Annotated in this window: 19 protein-coding genes; 13 read left to right on the forward strand and 6 right to left on the reverse strand. The window is 64.1% G+C overall.

What is annotated here, in order from left to right:
- Positions 1 to 38 precede the first annotated feature (38 nt).
- Both V1277_RS12735 and V1277_RS12740 read left to right on the forward strand, forming a co-directional pair.
- Positions 39 to 2,492, forward strand: coding sequence for an adenylate/guanylate cyclase domain-containing protein (locus V1277_RS12735; RefSeq protein WP_334416450.1), 2,454 nt, complete (start codon positions 39 to 41; stop codon positions 2,490 to 2,492).
- Between the two features lie 248 nt (positions 2,493 to 2,740).
- Positions 2,741 to 3,838, forward strand: a complete 1,098-nt coding sequence (locus V1277_RS12740; protein WP_334416451.1) for an ISAs1 family transposase — start codon at positions 2,741 to 2,743, stop codon at positions 3,836 to 3,838.
- Between the two features lie 165 nt (positions 3,839 to 4,003).
- Here the strand turns inward: V1277_RS12740 and V1277_RS12745 are convergent, their stop codons facing one another.
- From V1277_RS12745 to V1277_RS12755, 3 genes are all read right to left on the reverse strand, one after another.
- Complete coding sequence (locus tag V1277_RS12745; RefSeq protein ID WP_334416452.1) at positions 4,004 to 4,270, reverse strand: DUF1127 domain-containing protein; 267 nt, start codon at positions 4,268 to 4,270, stop codon at positions 4,004 to 4,006.
- 216 nt (positions 4,271 to 4,486) lie between these two features.
- Positions 4,487 to 4,714, reverse strand: coding sequence for a tautomerase family protein (locus V1277_RS12750; RefSeq protein ID WP_057854591.1), 228 nt, complete (start codon positions 4,712 to 4,714; stop codon positions 4,487 to 4,489).
- Between the two features lie 204 nt (positions 4,715 to 4,918).
- Positions 4,919 to 6,499 (reverse strand): winged helix-turn-helix domain-containing protein, encoded by a 1,581-nt coding sequence (locus V1277_RS12755; RefSeq protein ID WP_334420360.1) that lies wholly within the window; start codon positions 6,497 to 6,499, stop codon positions 4,919 to 4,921.
- 347 nt (positions 6,500 to 6,846) lie between these two features.
- Between V1277_RS12755 and V1277_RS12760 the strand changes: the two genes are divergently transcribed.
- The gene (locus V1277_RS12760) at positions 6,847 to 7,707 is read left to right on the forward strand and encodes a class I SAM-dependent methyltransferase (protein WP_334416453.1); all 861 of its coding nucleotides are present in this window, start codon (positions 6,847 to 6,849) and stop codon (positions 7,705 to 7,707) included.
- Here V1277_RS12760 and V1277_RS12765 read toward each other — a convergent pair.
- Entirely contained in the window at positions 7,694 to 7,918 is a 225-nt protein-coding gene (locus V1277_RS12765) for a hypothetical protein (RefSeq protein ID WP_334416454.1), read from the reverse strand. The two genes, V1277_RS12760 and V1277_RS12765, sit on opposite strands and share 14 nt — an antisense overlap.
- Between V1277_RS12765 and V1277_RS12770 the strand changes: the two genes are divergently transcribed.
- Both V1277_RS12770 and V1277_RS12775 read left to right on the forward strand, forming a co-directional pair.
- Complete coding sequence (locus tag V1277_RS12770) at positions 7,911 to 8,783, forward strand: alpha/beta fold hydrolase (RefSeq protein WP_334416455.1); 873 nt, start codon at positions 7,911 to 7,913, stop codon at positions 8,781 to 8,783. The two genes, V1277_RS12765 and V1277_RS12770, sit on opposite strands and share 8 nt — an antisense overlap.
- Before the next feature lie 70 nt (positions 8,784 to 8,853).
- Positions 8,854 to 9,756, forward strand: coding sequence for an efflux RND transporter periplasmic adaptor subunit (locus tag V1277_RS12775; protein WP_334416456.1), 903 nt, complete (start codon positions 8,854 to 8,856; stop codon positions 9,754 to 9,756).
- Positions 9,757 to 9,909: 153 nt separating this feature from the next.
- Here the strand turns inward: V1277_RS12775 and V1277_RS12780 are convergent, their stop codons facing one another.
- Entirely contained in the window at positions 9,910 to 10,746 is an 837-nt protein-coding gene (locus V1277_RS12780; protein WP_334416457.1) for a caspase family protein, read from the reverse strand.
- 413 nt (positions 10,747 to 11,159) lie between these two features.
- Between V1277_RS12780 and V1277_RS12785 the strand changes: the two genes are divergently transcribed.
- The 8 genes from V1277_RS12785 to V1277_RS12820 all read left to right on the forward strand — a co-directional run bounded on the left by V1277_RS12785 (position 11,160) and on the right by V1277_RS12820 (position 22,580).
- Entirely contained in the window at positions 11,160 to 12,893 is a 1,734-nt protein-coding gene (locus V1277_RS12785; RefSeq protein ID WP_334416458.1) for a hypothetical protein, read from the forward strand.
- Between the two features lie 146 nt (positions 12,894 to 13,039).
- A complete protein-coding gene (locus tag V1277_RS12790) occupies positions 13,040 to 13,771 on the forward strand; it encodes a thermonuclease family protein (protein WP_334416459.1) in 732 nt (243 codons plus the stop codon).
- Positions 13,772 to 13,849: 78 nt separating this feature from the next.
- Positions 13,850 to 14,653, forward strand: coding sequence for an LssY C-terminal domain-containing protein (locus V1277_RS12795; protein ID WP_334416460.1), 804 nt, complete (start codon positions 13,850 to 13,852; stop codon positions 14,651 to 14,653).
- 161 nt (positions 14,654 to 14,814) lie between these two features.
- Positions 14,815 to 15,999: a pyridoxal-phosphate-dependent aminotransferase family protein gene (locus tag V1277_RS12800; RefSeq protein ID WP_334416461.1), complete on the forward strand. Its 1,185-nt coding sequence runs from the start codon at positions 14,815 to 14,817 to the stop codon at positions 15,997 to 15,999.
- A 286-nt stretch (positions 16,000 to 16,285) separates the two neighbouring features.
- Positions 16,286 to 17,356: an ABC transporter ATP-binding protein gene (locus V1277_RS12805; protein WP_334416462.1), complete on the forward strand. Its 1,071-nt coding sequence runs from the start codon at positions 16,286 to 16,288 to the stop codon at positions 17,354 to 17,356.
- Between the two features lie 25 nt (positions 17,357 to 17,381).
- The gene (locus V1277_RS12810) at positions 17,382 to 18,449 is read left to right on the forward strand and encodes an ABC transporter substrate-binding protein (RefSeq protein ID WP_334416463.1); all 1,068 of its coding nucleotides are present in this window, start codon (positions 17,382 to 17,384) and stop codon (positions 18,447 to 18,449) included.
- A gap of 102 nt (positions 18,450 to 18,551) precedes the next feature.
- Positions 18,552 to 20,267 (forward strand): ABC transporter permease, encoded by a 1,716-nt coding sequence (locus tag V1277_RS12815; protein WP_334416464.1) that lies wholly within the window; start codon positions 18,552 to 18,554, stop codon positions 20,265 to 20,267.
- A 195-nt stretch (positions 20,268 to 20,462) separates the two neighbouring features.
- Positions 20,463 to 22,580 carry a S9 family peptidase gene (locus V1277_RS12820; protein WP_334416465.1) on the forward strand — a complete coding sequence of 706 codons (2,118 nt, stop codon included), beginning with the start codon at positions 20,463 to 20,465 and terminating at the stop codon, positions 22,578 to 22,580.
- Between the two features lie 140 nt (positions 22,581 to 22,720).
- Here the strand turns inward: V1277_RS12820 and V1277_RS12825 are convergent, their stop codons facing one another.
- Positions 22,721 to 23,440, reverse strand: a complete 720-nt coding sequence (locus V1277_RS12825; protein ID WP_334416466.1) for a ribonuclease activity regulator RraA — start codon at positions 23,438 to 23,440, stop codon at positions 22,721 to 22,723.
- Positions 23,441 to 23,520 lie beyond the last annotated feature (80 nt).

A 23,520-nucleotide genomic window follows, 5' to 3' on the forward strand; every position in this document is an offset into this window, starting at 1 on the left:
GATGCGCATGCTCTAAGGCGTGGCGCACGAGGGTCCGGATGAGCGAGGGCAACGACAGAGCAAGATTTCTGCGCGAGGGACTGTTTGCCAAATACGTCGTCGCGCTGGTCGGGCTTGTCGTGTTCGTGCTGGCCATCAACGGCGCGATGGAAATCTGGATCACCTATCGCGGCATCAAGAGCTCGCTCCACGACGGCATGTCCGACAAGGCGGAGGCGACCGCGAAGCGGATCGCGCAATCGATCTCCGAGCTGGAGCGGCAGATCTCCTGGGTGACGCGCGCCTCCTCCAACACGCTGGACCTGCGCCGCGCCGACTACACCCAATTGCTGCGGCAGGTGCCGCAGGTCAGCCAGCTCTCGCTGCTTGGCAGCAACGGCCGCGAGCAGCTCCGCCTGACGCGGCAGACTGTCACGCTCGGCAGCAACGCCGATTTTTCCCGCGATGTCCGCTTCACCGAAACCGTTTCGCGCGGCACCAGCTTTGCGCCGGCCTATCTGCGCGACCAGCAGCCGTTCATGTCGATCGCGCTGTCGCATGCCGACGGCAGCATCACGATTGCCGAAATCGACCTCGATTTCCTCTCCGAATTTTTGATCGACGCCCAGGTCGGCAAGGTGGCGTATGCCTATGTCACTGACGCCAAGGGCGAGGTGCTGGCCAGGTCCTCGAACGGGCCCGAGGTCGGCAAGAATCTGTCGGCGCTGCCGCAGGTCGCTGCCGTCAGCAAGCCCGGCGGCGTGGCGCCGGCGTCGGGTACCGATGCCAATGGCGATGCCGTGCTGACGACCTCGAGCCTGGTGCCGAAACTCGGCTGGCGCGTGTTCTTCGAACAGCCGACGGCGCAGGCGCTGACGCCGATCCGCGACCAGTTGGTGCGGATCGCGCTTTTGATCGCGCTTGGCCTCGTGGTCGCGATCATCGCCGGCACCATCATGGCGCGGCGCCTGCTGGTGCCGATCACGGCGCTGCAGGCCGGCGCGCGGCGGCTCGGCGCCGGCGATTTCGGCCACCGTATCGAGGTGAAGACCTCCGACGAATTGGAGGAGCTCGCCAACCAGTTCAACGGCATGGCCGGGCAGCTCGCCGAGACCTATTCGAACCTCGAAACCAAGGTGAACGAGCGCACGCGGGATCTCGCGCAATCGATCAACGAGCTCAAGGTGCTCGAGGAGGTCGGCCGCGCGGTCGCCTCCTCGCTCGATCTCAACGCCGTACTGCCGACGGTCGCCGCGCGCGCGCTGGAGATCACCCATGCCGATGCCGTGCTGATCTACGGCTATGACGCCGGCAATCACCAATTCAGCCTGACCGAGGCCATCGGCATCGACAAGGCGGCCGAAGGCCGCCATCGCGCCATCGACGCCGACCATTCGCCGCTTGGCGAGGCCGCAACCAGCGGCGAGCCGATCGCGATCCCCCAGCTCGGCGCGACGGCCGAGCATCCGCTGCGCGATGTCGCGATGGAAGCCGGCTTCCACTCGGTGCTGGTGGTGCCGCTGGTCGACCAGACCGGCATTTTGGGATCGCTGGTGGTGCTGCGGCGGAACGAGGGCGAATTCTCCGCCAATCTGATCGGCCTGATGAAGACGTTTGCGCACCAGGCGGTGCTGGCAATGCGCAATGCGCGGCTGTTTACCGAAGTGGACCACAAGAGCCGCGAGCTGCTCGACGCCAACGACATCGTGCGCGAGCAGGCGAGCAAGCTGCAGGAGCAGACCGACCAGCTCCGCGACTGGAATCGCTCGCTGGAGGAGCGGGTGGAGACGCAGCTCGGCGAGATCGAGCGCATCCGACGGCTGGAGCGTTTCCTGGCGCCGCAGGTGGCGCAGCTCATCGCCTCCTCCGACGGTCATGAGGGCCTGCTCGACAGCCACCGCCGTGAGGTGACGGTGGTGTTCTGCGATTTGCGCGGCTTTACGGCGTTCACCGAGACCACCGAGCCGGAAGAGGCGATGAACGTGCTGCGCGAATATCACGCCGCGCTCGGCGAACTGATCTTCAAGTACGAGGGCACGCTCGACCGCTATGCCGGCGACGGCGTGATGATCCTGTTCAACGCGCCGATCCAGTTCGAGGACCACACCGCGCGCGCGGTGCGGATGGCGGTGGAGATGCGCGACACCATTGGCGGGCTGACCGAGAAGTGGCGCAACCGCGGCCACAATCTCGGCTTCGGCATCGGCATCGCGCTCGGCTACGCCACCCTCGGCCAGATCGGTTTTGAGCAGCGCCTGGAATACGCCGCGATCGGCAGCGTGACCAATCTTGCGTCGAGACTCTGCGACGAGGCCAAGGCCAACCAGATCGTGGTGAGCCGGCGCGTCTATGGCATGGTCGAGCCGTGGACCGAGGGCCGGCCGATCGATGATTTGAATTTGAAGGGATTCAACCATCCGATTCTGGCCGCGGAGATCACCGCCTGGCGCGAGTCGGTCGACAACGTGGTCGATGCCGCCGCGGCGGCGGCGCGGATGAAGAAGAAGTCGTAATGCGCGGGTGCTTACCCTCCCCTGGAGGGGAGGGTCGACGCGAAGCGGCGGGGTGGGGTGACGGTCTCTCCACTCGAACGGTGCCCGAGCTGAGAGATCACCCCACCCCGTCACGCATCTCGCTTCGCTCGATCCGTGCCGACCCTCCCCCTCCAGGGCAGGGGAATCGCATGTTCAATTCCGTAAGTTATTGCGCAGCGGCGAGAAATTGATTCTGAAGGTAGCTCCTGATTCGGATGGAGCGGCCGATGAATCGATTTGCGGAGTGCTTCGAGGAACTGCCGGACCCGCGCGCGGACAATGCGCGGCACGATCTGACGGAGATTTTGTTCATCGCCTTGATGGCGACGCTGTGCGGGGCAACGAGTTGCACCGACATGGCCTTGTTTGCGCGAATGAAGGCCTATCTTTGGGAGGGCGTGCTGGTGCTCGAGCATGGTCTGCCGAGCCACGACACGTTCAGCCGCGTGTTCCGCATGCTCGATCCGAAAGCGTTCGAGAAAGCCTTCCAGCGCTTCATGAAAGCCTTTGCCGAAGGCGCGAAGATCGAACGGCCAAAAGGCGTGATCGCGCTCGACGGCAAGGCGCTGCGGCGCGGCTACGAGCGCGGCAGGAGCCACATGCCGCCGGTCATGGTGACCGCTTGGGCGGCGCAGACCCGCATGGCGCTGGCCAACGTGCAGGCGCCGAACAACAACGAAGCTGCTGGCGCGTTGCAGTTGATCGAACTTCTGCAGCTCAAAGGCTGCGTGGTGACGGCCGATGCGCTGCACTGCCATCGCGGCATGGCCAAGGAGATCGTGGCGCGGGGCGGCGATTACGTGCTGGCGGTGAAGGAGAACCAGCCAGCGCTGTTGGCCGACGCCAGGGCGGCGATTGCCGCAGCGGTGCGCAAGGGCAAGAAGCCGGTTTCCACCACCGAGGCAGATCATGGCCGAAAGGAAAAGCGCAGTGTGCTTGTCGTGCCCGTCAAGGATATGGAGCGGAAGCACAACTTTCCGGGCCTCAAAGCCGTCGCACGGATCAGCAGCAAGCGCGGCAAGGACAAAACCGTCGAGCGCTACTTCCTGATGAGCCAAAACTACAGCCGCACGCAGGTTCTGCGCATCGTTCGCACCCATTGGACCATCGAAAACGGCCTGCACTGGCCGCTCGATGTCATCCTCGACGAGGATCTGGCCCGCAATCGCAAGGACAACGGCCCGGCCAACCTTGCCGTACTCAGGCGCCTTGCCCTCAATGTTGCCAGAGCCCATCCCGACACAACCAGCTCCTTGCGCCTCAAGCTCAAGCGGGCTGGCTGGAACGATGCCTTCCTCTTCGAACTCATTGCTCACATGCGATAGCCCTGCCCTCCAGGGGAGGGTGAAGCTAGCGCCTGATTCAATTTTCAAATAGCCACACACACCAAAACCTCCCGCAGCGCCGTTGCGCCCGAGGATTTGCTTCATTCACCGCCCCATGAAAACAAGAGGGCACAGGGAAGACTGGGTGCTCGACGCACCCGCCTGTCAGTGCCAACCGGGCTGCTGCATTCGCGCGCGGGTCTGTGCCAATTCTTCGAGGCTGCTGTCGATCTGCGTGCGGTACATGCCGATGTCCTCGAGATGGCGATCGTCGAGCTTGCGCAGGGCCTCGCGCATGGCGTGCCGTTCGTGGCGCGCAATGACCGCTGCGAGGAAGCGGTTGACGAGACGGCGCAGGCGCGCGAGCCAAACCGCAGTTCGCCAGGCAAATGGCCTGGTGGCGGAGGTCGGAATGGTGGTCAGCATAGTCATGGCTGTTTTCTTTCAAACCGTAGCCGGAACCCTGTGAGCTTGCCGGGCGTCCTTTCTATCGAAGGCCTGCTGCCAGCATGGTGTCAGCAGGCTTCGGTACGTACGCCTGAACGCGCGACGAGCACCGGACCCGGCTGGATCAAGGATCCAAAATGAGGAAACGATGAACCGCACCGCCGGCAGGGCCAGCCCGCCGGTGATGCAAGACGAAGCTCGTCAGGCCACCTTTCGTCCGGCCGCGAGATCCTTGACGGCTTCGGTGGTCAGCGGCTGACCGCCGACGCCCCAATCGCCGCTCGCGACTTCGGAAATCTTGACCCAGGTAACGCCGCGCATGTTCTCGCCTTCGATCGACACCATGGCGTCCGTAAGCTTCCTGATCATCTGGCTCTTCTGCTCGGAATTGAACACGTTCTCGATGACGTGAACCTCTATCAATGGCATGCAGTTCTCCTGCTCCTATTTTTTACGCGTTTTCTTCACGCGAACCGGCATCCACCCCGGATCAAGTCCGAGGGCATGCTTCGCTCGAAAACGCTCTAGACCTCGCAGCAGCGAGGGCAGCGTCAACATGCCCGTTACGACCGGCCAAGACTTTCAGACCGCTCTGATTTACTGTCCAGACTCGCTTGAGATATCGCCGCGAAGCTATTGCAGACCGGCGCGCCGAAACCCTTCCAGATAATGTGCCTTGTCAGCCTCGTGCTCGAACGGCAGTCCGCTGGCCAGCCAGGCGAGCGAGATGTTGGGCTGGACGCCGCGGAGGCCCTCGATGGCTGCTTTAGCGGCGTCAGTGTCGCCGGCCATGCCGAGGGAGGCCGTCAGCACGCGGTGGGCGCCGACGAAGTCGGTGCGCTGCCGCAGCGCTTCACGCGACAGGCGGATCGCCTCTGCGTAATTTTTGCCGACATACTGGCAATAGGCGGCGACGCCGCAATAGATCGCGGCAAAGGGATCGCGGGGTGAGAGTTTCAGCGCCTCGCGCGCCGCGCGATCACCGTCTTCCCAGCGCCCGCGATAGGACAGCGCAACACCATAGATGCCGCGCGCGGGCGAAAAATTCGGATTGAGCCGCAGCGCCAGCTCGAATTCGGCGATGCAATCATCGAAGCGCCGGTTGAACAGATAGACGCTGGCCAGCGCATAATGCGCCCACGCGTCCTCGCTGTCGGCCCGGATCGCCGCCAGCGCCGCGCGCTCCGCCGTTGGTACGGCCCTGGACATTTCCTGCCAGCCCATATGGGCGCCGAACGTGTGGCAGGCAGCCAGCAGGCTGAGCGCCTGGCCGTAAGCAGGATCGACACTGATCGCCTTTTCCAAGAGCGCCTGCGCGACCAGATTGTCCTGCCGCGTCACGCGCCAATAATGCGATAGCGCCCGCATCACCAGATCCCAGGCATCCATGTTGTCAGGCGTCTTGCGCCGGGCCCGGAAATCTTCGGCAGCGTAGAGTTGCGGCTCGATCGCCGCGACGACTGCCTGCGTGATTTCGTCCTGCACGGCGAACACGTCGGCGAGATTGCGGTCGTAGCGTTCCGCCCAGAGGTGACTGCCGCTCGCCACGTCGACGAGCTGGGCCGTGATGCGCACATGGTCGCCGTCCTTGCGCACGCTGCCTTCGACGACATAGCCGACGCCGAGCTCCTCGCCGATCTGCTGGTGGTGGACGGATTTCCCCCGGTAGATGAACGAGGAATTTCGCGCGATCACATAGAACCAGCGCAGCTTCGACAGCGCGGTGATGATGTCCTCGCTGATGCCTTCGGAAAAATATTCCTGCCCCGGCTCGCCAGAGAGATTGGCAAACGGCAGCACTGCAATCGCGGTGCGATCGAGCGCCGGGAGGGGCGGGTGCAGCGGTTCGCCCGCGAGATCGAGCGGCTGGGGCGCACCGGCACGCGCTTCGCGGCCGTTCGCGGCTTTCGGCTGCACGTCGCCGACGAAACGAAAACCTTTTCGCGCGAGCGTGCGGATCATGATTTGATCCTTGCCACTGTCGCCGACCGCCTTGCGCGCGGCGTTGATCCGGCTCGTCAGCGTGGATTCGGAGACGATGCGGCCATCCCACACCTTCTCGATCAGATCGTCCTTGGTGACGACGCGGTCGCGGTTTTCGATCAGATGAACCAATAGATCGAACACCTGCGGTTCGACCGCCACGCTCTCGCCGCCGCGCGTCAGCTCGCGAAGGTCGACGTCCAGCACATGGTTGGAAAAGCGAAATTGCACGGCTTCAATCCCGGTTAAATCGTCATAGTCATTTCGGATCGGCACGTAATTTCCGGTCACTTTGTCCCGCACTTCTTGTTTGAGCATGATCTCCGGGCAAACGCTCCGCGTTTGTCCCAAGGGAAAACCGGTATCGACTTTTCCGGATCATGCTCCCGGAAGAGGTAGAGCGAATTTCCCGGCGGGTCCTTGTGAAAAATCTCACAGAAACGGGCATCTCACTGAAAAATCAGGGTCCCCTCAAGGCAAAATCAGCCCCGCATCACAGTCTTTAGGTCCGCCCAAGGCCATGTTTGGTTCATCGCGGCCCTCTTCCGTGGCCGCAGCATCCCAAAAAGGAGACGTCGATGGCCGCCCAGAGCGCGATCGCAACGACCCACACCCAAGCCGATTCTGCCCAACCTGCCCCCGACCTTGCAGCCCTCAAGACGCGTCAACAAGCCGCATGGTCGTCAGGCAATTACGCCATTGTCGGCTCGACGCTGCAGATCGTCGGCGAAGAACTCTGCGAGGCGCTCGATCTCAAGGCCGGCTCAAAGGTGCTCGATGTAGCCGCCGGCAACGGCATGGCGAGCCTCGCTGCGGCTCGGCGGTGGTGCGACGTCACCTCGACCGACTACGTGCCGGCGTTGCTGGAGCGCGGTCGGGCACGCGCCGCGGCGGAAGGCATGCAAATCGAATTCAGGGAAGCTGACGCGGAAAACCTGCCGTTCGATGATAACAGTTTTGACACGGTGCTCTCCACCTTCGGCGTCATGTTCACGCCGAACCAGGACCGCGCGGCCGCCGAGCTGATGCGGGTCTGCAAGCCCAAGGGCCGGATCGGCCTGGCGAACTGGACGCCGGACGGTTTTATCGGACAGGTCTTCAGGACGCTCGGCAAATATCTGCCGCCGCCCACTGGGGCCAAATCGCCCGCGCAGTGGGGAACGAGCGCACGGCTGACCGAAATGTTCGACGCGGACGCACGCTCGATCAGAGCGGAATCGCGCATCTTCAGGTTCCGCTATCGCTCGCCGGCGCACTTCCTCGACGTGTTCAAGACGTATTACGGCCCGGTGCTGAAAGCGTTCGCAGCCCTCGAGCCGGCGAAACAGGAAGAGCTGCATAACGACCTGCATGCCCTGATCGTTCGCATGAACCGCTCCGGCGACGGCACGATGGTCGTGCCCAGCGAATATCTCGAGGTCGTCATCACCAAGCGGTGAAACCGAGCGGGATGATGTTTCTTCGAATCGTCATCCCGCTCTGGCTCGTTGATTTGAGCATGATCTCCGCGCAAACGCGTTCCGCGTTGTCGCGAGAGAAAACCGGTGTCCACTTTTCCGGATCATGCTCCGCCAGCAGGATTAGCGGAGCCGTTGGCGTGGCTCCGCCGGTGGCGTCCCGCATAAGAATCAGGAGCATTTCGATGACCAATGTGATTGAAATCTCGCGCGCATATCGCGAGAAGGCTTGCGTCGTGGCGCTGCATTGCTCGCTGGGCTCAGGCCGCCAATGGAAGACGCTCGCCGATGAACTCGGGCGCGAGCATCCATTCTTCGCTCCTGACATCGCGGGCTATGGCACCAATAGCTGCTGCGCGGCGGATCTGCCGCTGACGCTCGCGGAGGAAGTTCGATGCCTGAGCGGCCAGCTCCACGATGCGGACGGCCCCATCCACCTCGTCGGCCATTCCTACGGCGGCGCGATTGCGTTCAAGATCGCGACCTGCTCCCGTTTCGCGCATCGCCTGCGCAGCCTGACGCTGATCGAGCCGGTGCTGCCGACGCTGCTGTGCGAGAGTGACGCGGACCGGCGGCTGCACGCGCGTTTCGCGCAGGTCGCCCGTGACGTTTCCGAGGATCTCTGGAATGGATCGGCGCTGGAAGCGATCGACATGTTCATCGAATTCTGGAACGGCTCCGGTCCGCAGGATCCGCTACCGGCCAGCGCGCGCCTGCGCATGATCGAGCGCGCCGACAAGCTTGCGTTCGATTTCACGGCGGCGTTCGCCGAAGAAAATGTCGCCACCGCGGCGGCCTCGCTTCGCGTGCCGACGCTATTGTTTTCGGGAGGGCTGTCGCCCTATCTCACCCAACGCATCGTGCAGCGGCTCGGCGCGATCATCGACTGCGCCGAGATCCGGCATTTGCCGGCCGCCGGCCATATGCTCCCGGTGACGCACGCGTCATCCGTCAATCCCGCGATCGCGAGGCATATCGGCCGCGCGGACGAACTGGCCGGCGTTCCGCTTGCGCTCGAAACGGCGCCGGCGGAGGCCGGCAGCCGGGCGGAGGGGTGACATTCTTGGCGCTTGGCTCTCCCGCCGGCCTTCTGGTATCGGTAAGGCCGAAACCGGGAACGAAACGCAGATGACCATCTTCCGCGCACGCGGCCTTTCACTGACGCTGGCCCCCCTGATTGCCGCAGGCTTGATCTGCCTTTCCACCTTGCCCGCTTCCGCCGCCGACGACACCGACCCTACCGCCCCCAAGGGCGCCGCGGTCACCGTGCTCAAGGCCGCGAAGTCCTGTTTTGCCAATATCGTCGAGGTGTCCGGCACCATCATTGCGCGCGAGGAGACGCAGGTGCGGCCCGAGCGGATGGGGCTGAAGGTGGCCGAGGTGATGGTGGATGCGGGCGACAGCGTCACCGCAGGCGCGGTGCTGGCGCGGCTGAACTTGCCGGAAGGCGGGCAGATCACGGTGCAGGCGCCGGTGGCGGGCGTGATCTCGGCCACAACGGCGTCGGTCGGCGCGATGGCGGGGGCCAAGGGCGAAGCGCTGTTCTCGATCATCGCGCGCGGCGAGTTCGACCTGGTCGGCATGGTGCCGACGCGCGATATCGCCAAACTGCAGGTGAACCAGACCGCGCGGATCAAGGTGATCGGCGCCGGCGAGGTCGACGGGCGGGTGCGGCGTCTCTCGACCACGGTGGAGCCGAACAGCCAGCTCGCGCAGGTGTTCGTCGGCGTCACCACCCCCCGGCGGCTGCTCGTCAATTCAAGTGGCCGCGCGCAGATCAGGACCGGACAGAGCTGCGGCGTCGCGGTGCCGCTGACCGCGATCCTCTATGGCACCGCCGGCACCGTGGTGCAGGTGGTGCGGCGCGCCCGCGTCGAAACGCGGCGGGTGGAGACCGGGCTGATGTCGGCCGGCCAGGTCGAGATCACCTCGGGCCTGCAGGAAGGCGACATCGTGGTGGCGCGCGCCGGCGCGCTCTTGCGCGAAGGCGATCCGGTGCGGGCGGTAACGGCGAGCGCGGACGGGAAGTAGGTGTCCGTCGCCCCTGCGAACGCAGGGGCCCATAACCACCGCACTCAGTCGTTGAAGCAAAGCCGTCTCCCCGTGTGCCATTTCCGCGGGCCGCGGCGTATGGGTCCCTGCGTTCGCAGGGACGACGGGGAGATGTTGTGCGCGAAAAGCGCCTTACCCGCCGAGGCGGACGTCTTCCAGCAAGGACGAGGACACCTGCGGCACCTGCTCGCCGTCGGAGGCGCGGGAGATGGAGATGCGGGTCTTGTTGAAGGCGCTGGCGACGCCGGGCTGCGAATTCAGATTGTTGAGCAGCTCGGTGACCAGCACGCTGTACTGGCCCTTGCCGTCGTCGGCCACCTTGCCCGGCGTGGCCGAGGTCAGGATCAGCGCGTTCTCCGGCGTGGAGATCGGGGCGAGGCCATGGGAGTAGGAGCGGAAGCGGCGCTCGTAAGGATTGCGGCGGGAGGCATCGACGACGACGAGCTTGGCGCTGGCGCCCTTCTCGGTCATCGTATCAAGCACCTGCTCGATGCTGACGCCGTCGCGGCGCACATCGGCTTCCTTCCAGATCGCGGCATCGACCGGGATCATAAAGCTCTCGCGGCCGACCTGGACGCCATAGCCGCCGAAGAACAGCATCGCGACTGTGTCCGGCTTGATCTTGTCTTTCAGGCGGGCGACGGCGCGGGCCATGTCGTCCTTGGTGGCGTCTTCGACCACGTCGACGTCAAACCCCTTGGCGCGCAGCGCGGCGGTGAGGCCGCGGGCGTCGTTGATCGGCTGGGACAAAGGCGCTGCGGCATCCGGATAATGGCCGTTGCCGATCACCAGGGCGACGCGGGCGGAGGTGCCGATCGCACCGGTCTGCTCGGTGCCGATCGCCTTGGCGGCGTCGAGCGAACGCTTGTTCAGCGCGGCATGGGCCCCGATCGCCAGCGACACCAGGCCGACAAACGCCACCGCAATGGTAACGGTGCGGCGGGAAATGCAGAGCTGACCAAGGTTCATTCGCGTTTCCATTCCCAAGTTTGTCCACAGCGCCAAACAAGACCGCGCCGGTTAGTCGCGTGAGGACCGTTCAGGTTTGATGGGGTTGCCGGGTGTGTGCCGTCTAATTGCGCTCAATTTGCGGCACCGCAACAACGGTCTTTTAGCCTGTCGGGCCCTTCCGGACAACCTCATTCGACGCATGGAACCAATTGCAGCCGATTATGGAGGAGGGTTAACGCCAGGTAAGTGACCCATATCACATTGTGTTCCTCGCTAGATTTGGTTAGTTCTCAAGGGCTTGCAGGCCCATCCGGCCGGCGGTGGCTGCGTAGACTCCCATCGAGCCCGTACAGAAGCCCCGGGACTACCGGGGTTTTACGGATCGTGCTCAACGTGGCCCTCCCTTCACCGTTCCGGCGGAAAGAAACTGCATGGGCTTTTCTACCATCGCCGGCGCCGCATTTCGGGCGCTGACCGCGCGGAAAGACGGCCCGTCGCTCTACGACATCTGCGACCCCGTGCTGCTGAAATACCGCGGCGGCGACCCCCATCTGGGAAAATTCTATCGCACCGCGCTGGGCAACCCGGCGCTGCGGCCGCTGCTCCGGCGGACCGGGCACCCGGCGTTGCGCGACCAGAAGCGGCTCGGCGCCCTGCAGGAGGCGCTGCGACGGGCGCGCGACGATGCCGAGCCGGACTGGGCCGCGGTGGGGCAGCCGATCGCCGAACTGATGGCCGATATCAATGTCCGCCACCCCGCCCCCGGACCGGTGGCGGCACTGGGCCGCCCGCCCGATCGAAGCGAGATCGACAAAGTGATCCGCCGCTGCGGCGCGCATCTGCTCGGCTCGTTCGCCAAGAACGGCTTCATCCCGACCTATGCCGCCTTCAACCTGATCGGCGATGCCGACATGGGCGGGCGCGAGATGCTGATGGCGCTGACCGGGCTGAACTCGCGCGGCTACAAGAACTCGACGCTGCTGTTCAACCTGGCGCGGATCTTCATCGCGCATTCGCCGGCGCGTGCGCTGATCAACCCGCCCTGGCGAGGGATCGCCGAGCCGATGTGGGAGCCGATGCAGATCCGCCACCGCTCGGCCTATTACGACGCCTTCTTCACCGAGGCGCTGCTCAGTTACGTCGAGACCGGGCTGGCGTCTTCGGACGAGGCCACGGCCTCAAGGCGCGCGATTTCGGAAATGGTCGATTTTTGCCTCAAGACCTCAGTCGAGGAAGTGCCCGCGCATAATGGCACCACCGTGAACGTGATCACGGCCCTGGCGCCGCTGCCGCATCCGCGGTTCTCAAAATTCTTCTCGCAGATCAAGCAGGATTTAGGTTTCGGCATCTACGTGCCGGACTGCGACACCACGGCGTGCTCGTTCTCGGCCGCTACACAAGCCGGCTGCACCGATCCGATCCTCGATCAGCCGCTGCTGGATTTCTATCGCGGCTATCAGGTGCGCGAGGGCGCCAACGAGCCGCGCGTCACCGTGCCCTTGAACGACAATATCGATTACGAGGGCGGCGTCGTCACCTGGATCGACAATCTCGCGGGCGACCGCCCGTATGGCAACGATCTCGATCCGACGCTCAACCTCGATATTCTCGAGGTCTCTTTCCGCAATCTGACGCGCTGGAAGATCCTCGAGACGCCGCAGCGGCTGGAGACGGTGCATCGCATCCTGGGCTTCCAGCGGCGGCTCGCCGAAAGCGGCGCGTTCAAAAATCCGCGCTCGCATATCTATTATCTGCCGGAACTGTACTCCGCCTATTTCGGCCGCTGCCATGCCGCGTTCATGGCATTGCCCGAGCCCGCGCGGCAGGCGATCGATCCGGACGGCACGTTCGCGCTGATCCGCGAGAAGGTGCTGGCCTATGTCGAGGGTGAACTGATCGCGCGCGAGATGAACCCGTTCGACGCCGCGCTGGCGCTGATGGCGCTGGCGCATCTCGGCGCCGACGTCTCGACATTCGCGCCGGCGCTGCATGTCATCGTCGCAAGTCTCGGCGAGGGCGGCAGGCACGGGCCGTATCGGGCGTACGAGTGGAACAAGATGAAGACACCGACGCGGATTCTGGTCGGCGGGCCGGAAGTGACGTCGGCGTTTGTGCTGATGGGCCTGGCGCTGGCGCGGCGGGTGATGACGAAGGGCAATGCGTGACACGGTGCTTACCCTCCCCTGGAGGGGGAGGGTAAACATCTCGCGGGAAGTTGAAAGCCATGCGACACCGCCGCTCTGGCAAGGCGGCCGCATTGTCCGCACAATCCGCCGCATTATTTCGCATCGTTCCGCTATCAGGATTGCTGATGAAACCACGGACATTGCTGCCCGCCCTTCTGCTATTGCTACTGCCCGCCACCTCGCACGCGGCCGACATCACCGGCATTCCAAAAATCCGCGAGGGCGATCAGCTCCAGATCGGCCACACGCGCATTCGCCTCGGCGGCATCGACGCGCCTGCCGTCGATCAGCTCTGCCTCAACACCAAGGGCGAGCGCTGGACCTGCGGCGCCGCCGCGCGCGACGAGCTGATCAAACGCTTCGGGGCCAAGAGCTGGACCTGTCATACACGGGCGGTGGCAGATCGCCGCGGCCGCACGGTGGCGCGCTGCGAGGCCGACGGTGAGGACATCCAGAAATGGCTGGTGTCGAACGGCTGGGCACTGGCGCTGACGCGCCTCTCGCGCGACTACGAGGCAGACGAGAAGGCCGCGCGCGAAGCCAAAGCCGGGATGTGGCAGGGCGCGTTCATCGCACCGTGGGACTGGCGCATCCGCAACAAGAAAACCGCCGTTCTCGGCGCAGTCACGCCGCCGGAGAATGCCCGGGCGGTCCTCTTGGCCTCGGCATCAGGACCGGTGGCGCCCTCGCCCGACTGCACCATCAAGGGCAACGTTAATCGCTCCGGCGAGTGCATCTATCACCAGCCGACAAGCCGCTGGTATGCGAAGATCGAGATGAAGATCTCAAAAGGCACGCGCTGGTTCTGCTCGGTCGAGGAGGCCGAAGCTGCGGGTTGTCGGGAGACGCGGCGGTAGCGGTGCTCTTCAACCGCGCCCCGCTTGCGGGCAGAGGGAGCGGCATCTACGGTGTCCGATCAACGCATCGAAAAACAAATGCGGCGACGACGCGGCTTGCGGCGGGCAATGTTGCTCACGCTCGTCATCCTCGGCGGTTACGGCCTGCTCGCCTATCTGGTGCTGCCGGGCTTCTGGACGCATTACGAGCATCAGCGCGGGCTGACCAGCATGCCGATGGTGACGCGGACCGCGCAGGGCATTCCCGGCGATCCCATGAATGTCGGGCTGATCGGAGACCAGCGCGACGTGGTCTGCGCGATGCATGCTGCGGGCTGGTATCCGGCCGACCGGATTACGCTGAAATCCTCGATCGAGATCATCGGCAGCGTGCTGCTCGACCGCCCCTACAAGGAGGCGCCGGTGAGCAACCTCTATTACCTCGGCCGCCGCGAGGATCTCGCCTATGAAAAACCAATCGGGAGCAGCGCCGACCGCCGCAACCATGTGCGCTATTGGAAGGTGCTGGAGAGCGGCGAGGAGAAGCGACCGGTCTGGCTGGGAGCTGCGACGGAGGATCGCGGCGTCGGCGTCAGCCGATACACCGCCGCCGTCACGCACCACATCTCGCCCGATCTCGACGCCGAGCGCGCGCTGCTTGCAGCCGATCTGGAAAATGCCGGCATGGTGGACGCGAAATACCAGGTCACCGGCATCGGCCCCACGATCGCAGGGCGGAACGGCGGCGGCGACGCCTATTACACCGACGGCGAAATCTGGGTGCTGCGGCTGGTCGAAGCCTGCAGGAAGCGCGAGGGGCCTGCAGTGACGATCCCGAGCCCGCCGGCGACCGAGCTCAAGGATCAGATCTGGCGCGCGATCGCGAATGCGGTGGGGAAATGACCCGCGATGATTGTGGGGAGCGGAGCAATGAGAGCAATCAACTCTTTTTGCGGCTCTGGATTGCTTCGCTGCGCTCGCAATGACGGTTCCGATCGAATATTATTCCTAACCAAACCCCACGCTTCGATTTCGCGTATCTGCCGAATAAGGAAAACCAACAAATGACCGTTCGCGCGGGCCGGGAATTTCTGGCCATCCCGGGACCTACCACCATGCCCGACGAAGTGCTGCAGGCGATGCATCGCCCGGCGCTCGACATCTATTCCGACCAGATGCTGGAATTGACCGACGGCCTGCTCGCCGATCTCTCAAAGCTGTTCGCCACCAAAGGCAAATCCTACATCTACATTGCCAACGGGCATGGCGCGTGGGAGGCGACGCTTTCCAACGTGTTGTCGCGTGGCGACAAGCTGCTGGTCCTGGAAAGCGGACGCTTTGCGATCGGCTGGGGCCAGGCGGCGGCTGCGATGGGCGCCGAGGTCGAGGTGCTCAGGGGCGACTGGCGCCGCGCGATCCGCGCGAGCGAGGTCGAGGCGCGGCTGCGGCAAGACAAGGATCACACCATCAAGGCCATCGTCGCCGTGCAGGTCGATACGGCTTCCGGCGCCTATAACGACATCGAGGCGATCGGCAAGGCGATCAAATCGACGGGTCATCCGGCGCTGTTCATGGTCGATACGGTGGCTTCGCTCGGCTGCATGCCGTTCGAGATGGACGCGTGGGGTATCGATGTCGCGATGTCCGGCTCACAGAAGGGCCTGATGACGCCGCCCGGCTTAGGCTTTGTCGCCGCCAATGACCGCGCCCGCGAGGTGCATAAAAAGGCCAACCTGCGCACGCCGTATTGGGATTGGACCGAGCGCGAGGGCAGCGAGCATTACCGCAAATATGCCGGTACTGCCCCGGTGCATCTATTGTTCGCGCTGCGCAAGGCGATCGACATGCTGCAGACGGAAGGGCTGGAGAACGCGTTTCAGCGCCATCGTTTGCTTGCTGAGGCCGTGCGTCGCGCCGTGGCGGTGTGGGGCGAGGGCCAGGTGATTGGCTTCAACATCGCGGAGGCCAATGAGCGCTCGAACACGGTGACGACGGTGACCATGAACGGCCACGATCCGGCCGCGCTGCAGCGCTACTGCAAGGAGAAATGCGGCGTGGTGCTCGGCACCGGCATCGGCGATTTGTCCGGCCAGGCGTTCCGCATCGCCCATATGGGCCATGTCAATGCGCCGATGATCCTGGGCACGCTTGGCGTCGTCGAGGTCGGCCTCAATGCGCTCAGCATTCCGCACGGCAAGGGCGGAACCGAAGCCGCGATCGAGTATCTCGGCGAGAACGTGGGGGCGTAAAAGTTGTCGTCCCTGCGAACGCAGGGACCCATAACCACCAGCCTACATTGTTGAAGCACAGCCGTCGCCGCCCCTTGTGTCCTTTGCGCGGGCCGCGGTGTATGGGCCCCTGCGTTCGCAGGGGCGACATGTTGAGCGGTTCTCGCCTCTATCCCGTCGTCCCTGCGTTCGCAGCGACGACAACATCGCTATTTCTTTCCCAACCCAACTCTCTTTTCCAAGCCGCATTAGTGCGTATACTGGCATACCAAGCCGGGCGCTGATCCGTGCAAGAACAAGAGTGGGAGTGAGGCGATTGGCGTCCGTTGATTTGCGCGGCCTGACCAAGCGATTTGGCTCGCTTGCGGTGGTCGATAAAGTCTCCCTGAAAATCGATCACGGACAACTGGTCTGCCTGCTGGGGCCGTCGGGCTGCGGCAAGACCACCACGCTGCGGCTGATCGCGGGCTTTCTGGAACCTTCCGACGGCGAGATCCATGTCGGCGAGCGGCTGGTGTCGTCACGCGCGCGCACGCTGCCGCCCGAACAGCGCAACATGTCGATGATCTTTCAGAGCTATGCGCTGTGGCCGCACATGACGGTGACCGAAAACATCGTCTACGGCCTGCGGCTGCGCAAACTCGACCGCGACACCATCGCGAAAAAACTGGCAGCGATCCTCGCCACGACAAAACTCGAGGCGCTGGCGCAGCGCTATCCCGGCGAGCTCTCCGGCGGGCAGCAGCAGCGCGTGGCGCTGGCGCGCGCGCTGATCGTCGAGCCCGAGACGCTGCTGCTCGACGAGCCGCTTTCGAATCTCGACGCTAATTTGCGCGAAGAAATGCGGTTCGAAATCCGCCGCCTGCACGACGAATATCGCTACACCACCGTCTACGTCACCCACGACCAGTCCGAGGCCATGACCACGGCAGACCTGATCGCGGTCATGAACGGCGGCAAGATCGACCAGCTCGGCACGCCCGAAGACATCTACGCACGGCCGGAGTCCGAATTCGTCGCCCGCTTTATCGGCGCCAGCAATGTCATCAAGGGCACCGCGCGCGACGCCAACCATGTTGCCTTCGCGGGCGCGACGCTGAAGGTGGTCGGCGCACCGCTCACGGCAGGCCAGGACGCCGTTGTCGCGATCCGCCAGCACGATATCGGGCTTTCGACGCAGGCGCCGGCTTCACCAGAGAATGCGGTCAAGGCGGTCGTCACGAGGCAGGTCTATCTCGGCGCGGTGCGGGACTACATGGTCGAGGTGGCCGACGGCACCAGTTTGCGCACTACCACGCCGACCGAAACCAACGTGCAAAAGGGCAGCGAGGTCTGGCTGACGCTGCCGTCCGAGCGCTGCCGGGCGCTGAGCCGATAGCCACGAAACGAGACGGGAGGACGCGATGAGGGGACGAAAGCTTTCAAGGCGCGACATCCTGCAAGGCTCGGCGGCGCTGGCGGTTAGCACGGCATTCGCCTCCCTTGTTCGCGCCCAGGCGCCGGAGCCGGTCGCGATCACGCCGGCGCTGGTGGAGGCGGCGAAGAAGGAGGGCAAGCTGATCTTTTATTCGTCGATGGACCTGCCGGTCGGAGAAAAGCTCGGCAAGGCATTTGAGGCCACCTTTCCGGGCGTAACCATCCAGATCGAGCGTTCCGGTTCGGAGCGACTGTTTCAACGTATCGACCAGGAATTTGCGAGCAATATTCGCGCCGCCGACATCGTCAACTCCTCCGACGCCTCGCACTTCATCAGTTGGAAGAAGAACGGCTGGCTGATGCCGTTCGTGCCGGAGGACGTCGCAAAACACTTTCCGGAGAGCTATCGCGATCCCGACGGCATGTTTGCGACCTCGCGGGTGTGGCTGTCGTCGATCGCCTACAACACCAATCTCGTCAAAGCGGAAGACGCGCCGAAGAGTTTTGCCGACCTGCTCGACGCCAAATGGGCGGGCAAGATGGTCAAGGCCCACCCGGCCTATAGCGGCACCATCATGACCGCGACGTTTCAGCTCGTTCGCGAACTCGGCTGGGAATACATGGAGAAACTGGCGAAGCAGCGGGTGATGCAGGTGCAGTCGTCGACCGATCCGCCGAAGAAGCTGTCGCTCGGCGAGCGCGCGGTGATGGCCGACGGCAACGAATACGGCATCGTGCTGTTGAAGGAAGCCGGCCAGCCGGTCGAGCCGATCTACCCGACCGAGGGTACGCCGACGATTTCGGGACCGACCGGCATCTTCAAGAGCGCGCAGCATCCCAATGCCGCGAAGTTGTTTCAGGCTTGGCTACATACGCGCGAGACGCAACAATTCTTCATCGACTTCAGCGCGCAATATTCGGTGCACGCACAGGTGCAGTCGAAGCCAGGCCGGCGGAAGATCTCCGACATCAAGCTGATGAAGGAGGATGCCGAGGGCGTGGAGAAGATGACGGAAGAAATCAAGACGCGCTATGCGCGGCTGTTCAGGGTTTGAGGATGCTGCCCGTCCCATCTACCGCCGTCATGCCGGGTCTCCCCGCAAGCGCGGGGCGAGGGGTCCTTCGGACCACGCCTGAATGACGGAGAGAAAATCGGCATGACCACCATCACCACCACCGACACCCCAAGATCGCGCATCGACCTCACCCGCCCGATCCTGTGGCTGTTCGCAGCCTTCATGATCGTGCTGATCGTGCTGCCGCTGTCGTGGCTGGCGGTCTTTGCATTCACCGATAAGGCGCGGCATCCGACGCTGCAGAATTTCGTCACGCTGTTCACCGACCCCGCTTTCCTCGATCCATTGCTGACGACGGCGATCATCGCCACCACTTCGGCGGTGGCCTGCTGCCTTGTCGCCGCCCCGATCGGCTGGCTGGTATCGCGGACGGACATGCCGGGGCGGCAGATCATCCGCGCGCTGGTGACGGCTTCCTTCGTGACACCGCCGTTTCTGGGCGCGGTGGCCTGGGAACTGCTGGCGGCGCCCAATAGCGGCATGCTGAATCAGTTCTATCGTTACCTCACCGGCGCCGAAGATCCCTTGTTCGACATCTATTCGCTGACCGGGCTGATCTTTGTGATCTCCTGCTACACCTTTCCATTTGTGTTCGTGCTGGTCGCCAATGCGCTCGACAACATGCCGGGCGAACTGGAAGACGCTTCCGCCATTCTCGGCGGCAAGGCCTGGACCACGGCGCGGCGCGTCACGATTCCTTTGGCACTGCCGGCGCTGGTCGCCGGCGCGCTGATCGCGTTCCTGCAGGCGATGACGCTATTCGGGTCGCCGGCAATTCTGGCGCTGCCGGCCGGCTTCCACACCATGACGACGAAGATCTGGAGCCTGTTCCAGTATCCGCCAAAGCTCGAACTAGCTGCTGCCGCCGCCGTGCCGCTATTGCTGCTGACGATCCTGCTGCTGCAGGGCCAGAAATTTTTGCTCGGCCGCCGCGGCTACTCCGTGCTCGGCGGCAAATATGGCCCGCCGCGGCCGATCGAAATGGGGCTATGGCGTTGGGCCGCGCTGGCGTTCTGCCTCCTCGTGCTGCTCAACCCGGTGTTCCTGCCCTATTTCGCGCTGCTCAACGCGGCGTTCTCGCCGAACGCGACCACGCTGGTGATGCCGTCGACGGCGACGCTGCATAACGTCGTCTTCGTTTTCACCGAATTGTCGTCGACCCAGCTTGCCCTGAAGAACACGGTGATCCTGGGTGCATCGACGGCGACGATCGGCACGATTCTCGCGCTCGTGGTCGCCTATGTCACGACCCGCCGCGTGATCGCGAGCCATCGCATGCTCGGCTTTCTCGCCACCGCCCCGGTGGCCGTGCCCGGCATCGTGCTCGGCGTCGGATTGTTCTTGAGCTACACGCGACCGCCCTTCGTGCTCTATGGCACGCTGTGGATCCTGCTGCTGGCGTTTCTCACCATCAACCTCCCTTCGGCCTATCAGCAATTGCAGGCGGCGTTCGCGACCATTCATCCCGAACTGGAGGACGCCAGCCGCATTCTCGGCGCGAGTCGGCTGCAGTCGCTGCGCCAGATCACCGCACCCTTGTTGCGCACCGGCGTGATCGCGACCTGGTGCTTCATCTTCATCGGCGTGATGCGGGAGTTATCCGCGGCGATCGTGCTGTTCACCTCGCAGACCAAGGTGCTGTCGGTTTTGATCTACGACCTCAACGAAAGCGGCGACCTCGCCGCGATCTCGGTGCTCGGCATCGCGATGCTGGTGATCACCTTTACGGTGGTGCTCGCGGTGAACCGGATCCCGATGTTCGGCGGCGGCGCCGGGGCGAAGTTGCGGAATAGTTAGAGAGTCGTAGGGTGGGCAAAGCGCAGCGTGCCCACCATTCAAACCGACCGCGGGGATAGATGGTGGGCACGCGGAGCCTGTCATCGGGCGCGCATTCGCGCGACCCGGTGGCTTTGCCCACCCTACGGATCGCATCTGGTAATCCGGCCATTCACCCCGATATAAGGCACAATCATTGAGCCATACGAGGACCGCGTGACACAAGCTGCCGCCAAGAAGCCCGCCCTCTCGCCGCCGGTCGCCCCGCGCCGGCCGCATACTTTCACCACGCACGGCATCACCGTGCAGGACGACTATGCCTGGCTGAAGGACCCGAAATGGCAGGAAGTGCTGCGCGACCCCTCGATCCTCGATCCGGACATCCGCAAATATCTGGAAGCCGAGAACGATTACACCGAGAGCCTGCTCGGCCACACCGCCGTCCTGCAGAAGAAGCTGGTCGCGGAAATGCGCGGACGGATCAAGGAGGACGATTCCAGCGTGCCGTCGCCGGACGGCCCGTTCGCCTATTTGCGAAAATTCCGCGAGGGCGGGCAGCATGAAATGTTCGGCCGCACGCGGCGCGATGGCGGCGCGGTAAGAATCGTGCTCGACGGCGACGCCCTCGCCAAGGACCATGAATATTTCAAGTTCGGCGGCGCGCGGCATTCGCCTGACCATCGACTGCACGCGTGGAGCGCCGATACCAAGGGCTCGGAATACTTCTCGATCCGCGTGCGCGACTGGGAGACGGGGATCGACCGCGACGATCTTGTCGAGGAGACCGACGGCGGCATCGTCTGGAGCAAGGATTGCCAAAGCTTCTTCTATGTCAAACTCGACGACAACCATCGCCCGATGCAGGTGTGGCGGCACCGGATGGGCACCAAGCAGGCCGACGACACGCTGGTCTATGAAGAAAAGGATTCCGGCTGGTTCACCCATCTGCACGAGAGCTCTTCGGGGCGCTTCTGCGTGATCGCCGGCGGCGATCATGAGACCTCGGAACAGCGGCTGATCGATCTCGCCAACCCCGAAGCGCCGCCGCGACTGGTGGCGGAACGCGAGGAAGGCGTGCAGTATTCGATCGCCGACCGCGGCGATGAATTGTTCATTCTCACCAATGCGGATGACGCGATCGACTTCAAGGTCGTCACCGCGCCGCTCGCCTCGCCCGAGCGCGCCAACTGGCGCGATTTGATTCCGCATCGCGCCGGCATCTATGTGCTCGATGTCGAACTCTATGCCGGCCACATGGTGCGGCTGGAGCGCGCCAATGCGCTGCCCTCGATCATTATCCGCGATCTCGGCAACAACGAGGAACATGCCATCGCCTTTGACGAGGCGGCGTATTCGCTCGACACCATGGGCAGCTACGAATTCGAAACCACCAACCTGCGGTTTTCCTATTCGTCAATGACGACGCCGTCGGAAGTCTATGACTACGACATGGCCAAGCGAACGCGCGTCCTGCGCAAGCGGCAGGAGATCCCGTCAGGCCATGACCCGGCCGACTATGTCACCACGCGGATCATGGCGACGTCGCATGACGGTGCGTTAGTGCCGGTCTCGGTCCTGCACCGCAAGGACCTCGTGCGCGACGGTCGCGCGCCGCTCTTGCTCTACGGCTACGGCTCCTACGGCATGGCAATGCCGGCCTCGTTCTCAACCAACCGGCTGTCGCTGGTCGATCGCGGCTTTGTCTATGCGATCGCGCATATCCGCGGCGGCGCGGACAAGGGCTGGGGCTGGTATCTCGACGGCAAGCGCGAGAAGAAGACCAATTCATTCGACGATTTCGCCGCCGCGGGCCGCGCCCTGATCGAAGCAAAATACACCAGCGCCAAACGCCTCGTCGGCCATGGCGGCAGCGCCGGCGGCATGCTGATGGGAGCTAGCGCTAACCGGGCGGGCGAATTGTTTGCCGGCATCGTCGCCGAAGTGCCGTTCGTCGACGTCCTCAACACCATGCTCGACGACACGCTGCCGCTGACGCCACCGGAATGGCCGGAATGGGGCAACCCGATCGAGAGCGAAAAGGATTTTCGCACCATTTTGTCGTATTCGCCCTACGACAATATCGCGGCGAAGGAATATCCCGCCGTGCTCGCGATGGGCGGCCTGACCGATCCGCGCGTCACCTATTGGGAGCCGGCGAAGTGGATCGCGCGGTTGCGCGCAACCATGACCGGCGGCGGGCCGGTGCTGCTGCGCACCAACATGGGCGCTGGCCACGGCGGCGCATCGGGCCGCTTCAATCGGCTCGATGAAGTCGCGATCGCCTATGCGTTCGCGCTGTGGGCGGTGGGACTGGCGGAGAAGGGTGAGGCGTGAGGCGCTCGTGTCCCGGACGCGATGCGGCGTGCAACGCTGCATCGCAGAGCCGGGACCCATGTCAACTGATGCCGACCGGATAGATGGGCCCCGGCTCTGCAGCGCAACGCTTCGCGCTGCGCTGCGTCCGGGGCACGCAATCACCGCCCGTTCTTCTTTCGCCACTCGGCGAAATCGGTCATCGTCTGCGGGTCGGTCGCTGGATATAGGCCGAGGATACTGCGGCCGTTCTGGACCTGCTCGGTGACGAAATCCTCGAACGCGGTCATCTCGACCGCCTCGTCGGCGATCTCGTCGGCCAGATGCGCAGGGATCACGATCACGCCGTCGGCATCGCCGAGAATGACGTCGCCGGGAAACACCGGCGCGTCGCCGCAACCGATCGGGACGTTGATCTCGATCGCCTGATGCAGCGTGAGATTGGTCGGCGCGCTCGGGCGGTGGTGATAGGCGGGGAAGCCGAGTCTTGCGATCTCCGCGGAATCCCGAAAGCCGCCATCGGTGATGACGCCGGCGCAGCCGCGCTGCATCAGCCGCGTCACCAGGATGGCGCCGGCGGACGCGGCGCGGGCGTCCTTGCGGCTGTCCATCACCAGCACCGCGCCGGGCGGGCAATCCTCGATCGCCTTGCGCTGCGGGTGGCTGCGGTCGCGGAACACGTCGATCTTGTTGAGGTCCTCGCGCGCCGGCATGTAGCGCAAGGTAAAAGCCTCGCCGACCAACACCGGTTGATCGGGCCCTAAGGGGTGCACATCCTGGATCATCTGGATGCGAAAGCCGCGCTTGAACAGCGCGGTGGCGACGGTGGCCGTGGAGACGGTTTTGAGTTTGTTGCGGGTGGCGTCGCTCAGTTTTGTCATCGTGTTCTCGCTTTCTGGGTCGTCATTCCGGAGCGCTCGCGTCAGCGAGCGAATCCGGAATCTCGAGATTCCGGGTCTGG

The organism is Bradyrhizobium sp. AZCC 1588, from assembly GCF_036924735.1.
Lineage (GTDB): Bacteria > Pseudomonadota > Alphaproteobacteria > Rhizobiales > Xanthobacteraceae > Bradyrhizobium.

Coding starts and splice junctions, on each gene's coding strand:
- V1277_RS12735 (WP_334416450.1), top strand. CDS start 39: ATGAGCGAGGGCAACGACAGAGCAAGATTTCTGCGCGAGGGACTGTTT.
- V1277_RS12740 (WP_334416451.1), top strand. CDS start 2,741: ATGAATCGATTTGCGGAGTGCTTCGAGGAACTGCCGGACCCGCGCGCG.
- V1277_RS12745 (WP_334416452.1), bottom strand. CDS start 4,270: ATGACTATGCTGACCACCATTCCGACCTCCGCCACCAGGCCATTTGCC.
- V1277_RS12750 (WP_057854591.1), bottom strand. CDS start 4,714: ATGCCATTGATAGAGGTTCACGTCATCGAGAACGTGTTCAATTCCGAG.
- V1277_RS12760 (WP_334416453.1), top strand. CDS start 6,847: ATGGCCGCCCAGAGCGCGATCGCAACGACCCACACCCAAGCCGATTCT.
- V1277_RS12770 (WP_334416455.1), top strand. CDS start 7,911: ATGACCAATGTGATTGAAATCTCGCGCGCATATCGCGAGAAGGCTTGC.
- V1277_RS12775 (WP_334416456.1), top strand. CDS start 8,854: ATGACCATCTTCCGCGCACGCGGCCTTTCACTGACGCTGGCCCCCCTG.
- V1277_RS12780 (WP_334416457.1), bottom strand. CDS start 10,746: ATGAACCTTGGTCAGCTCTGCATTTCCCGCCGCACCGTTACCATTGCG.
- V1277_RS12785 (WP_334416458.1), top strand. CDS start 11,160: ATGGGCTTTTCTACCATCGCCGGCGCCGCATTTCGGGCGCTGACCGCG.
- V1277_RS12790 (WP_334416459.1), top strand. CDS start 13,040: ATGAAACCACGGACATTGCTGCCCGCCCTTCTGCTATTGCTACTGCCC.
- V1277_RS12795 (WP_334416460.1), top strand. CDS start 13,850: ATGCGGCGACGACGCGGCTTGCGGCGGGCAATGTTGCTCACGCTCGTC.
- V1277_RS12800 (WP_334416461.1), top strand. CDS start 14,815: ATGACCGTTCGCGCGGGCCGGGAATTTCTGGCCATCCCGGGACCTACC.
- V1277_RS12810 (WP_334416463.1), top strand. CDS start 17,382: ATGAGGGGACGAAAGCTTTCAAGGCGCGACATCCTGCAAGGCTCGGCG.
- V1277_RS12815 (WP_334416464.1), top strand. CDS start 18,552: ATGACCACCATCACCACCACCGACACCCCAAGATCGCGCATCGACCTC.
- V1277_RS12825 (WP_334416466.1), bottom strand. CDS start 23,440: ATGACAAAACTGAGCGACGCCACCCGCAACAAACTCAAAACCGTCTCC.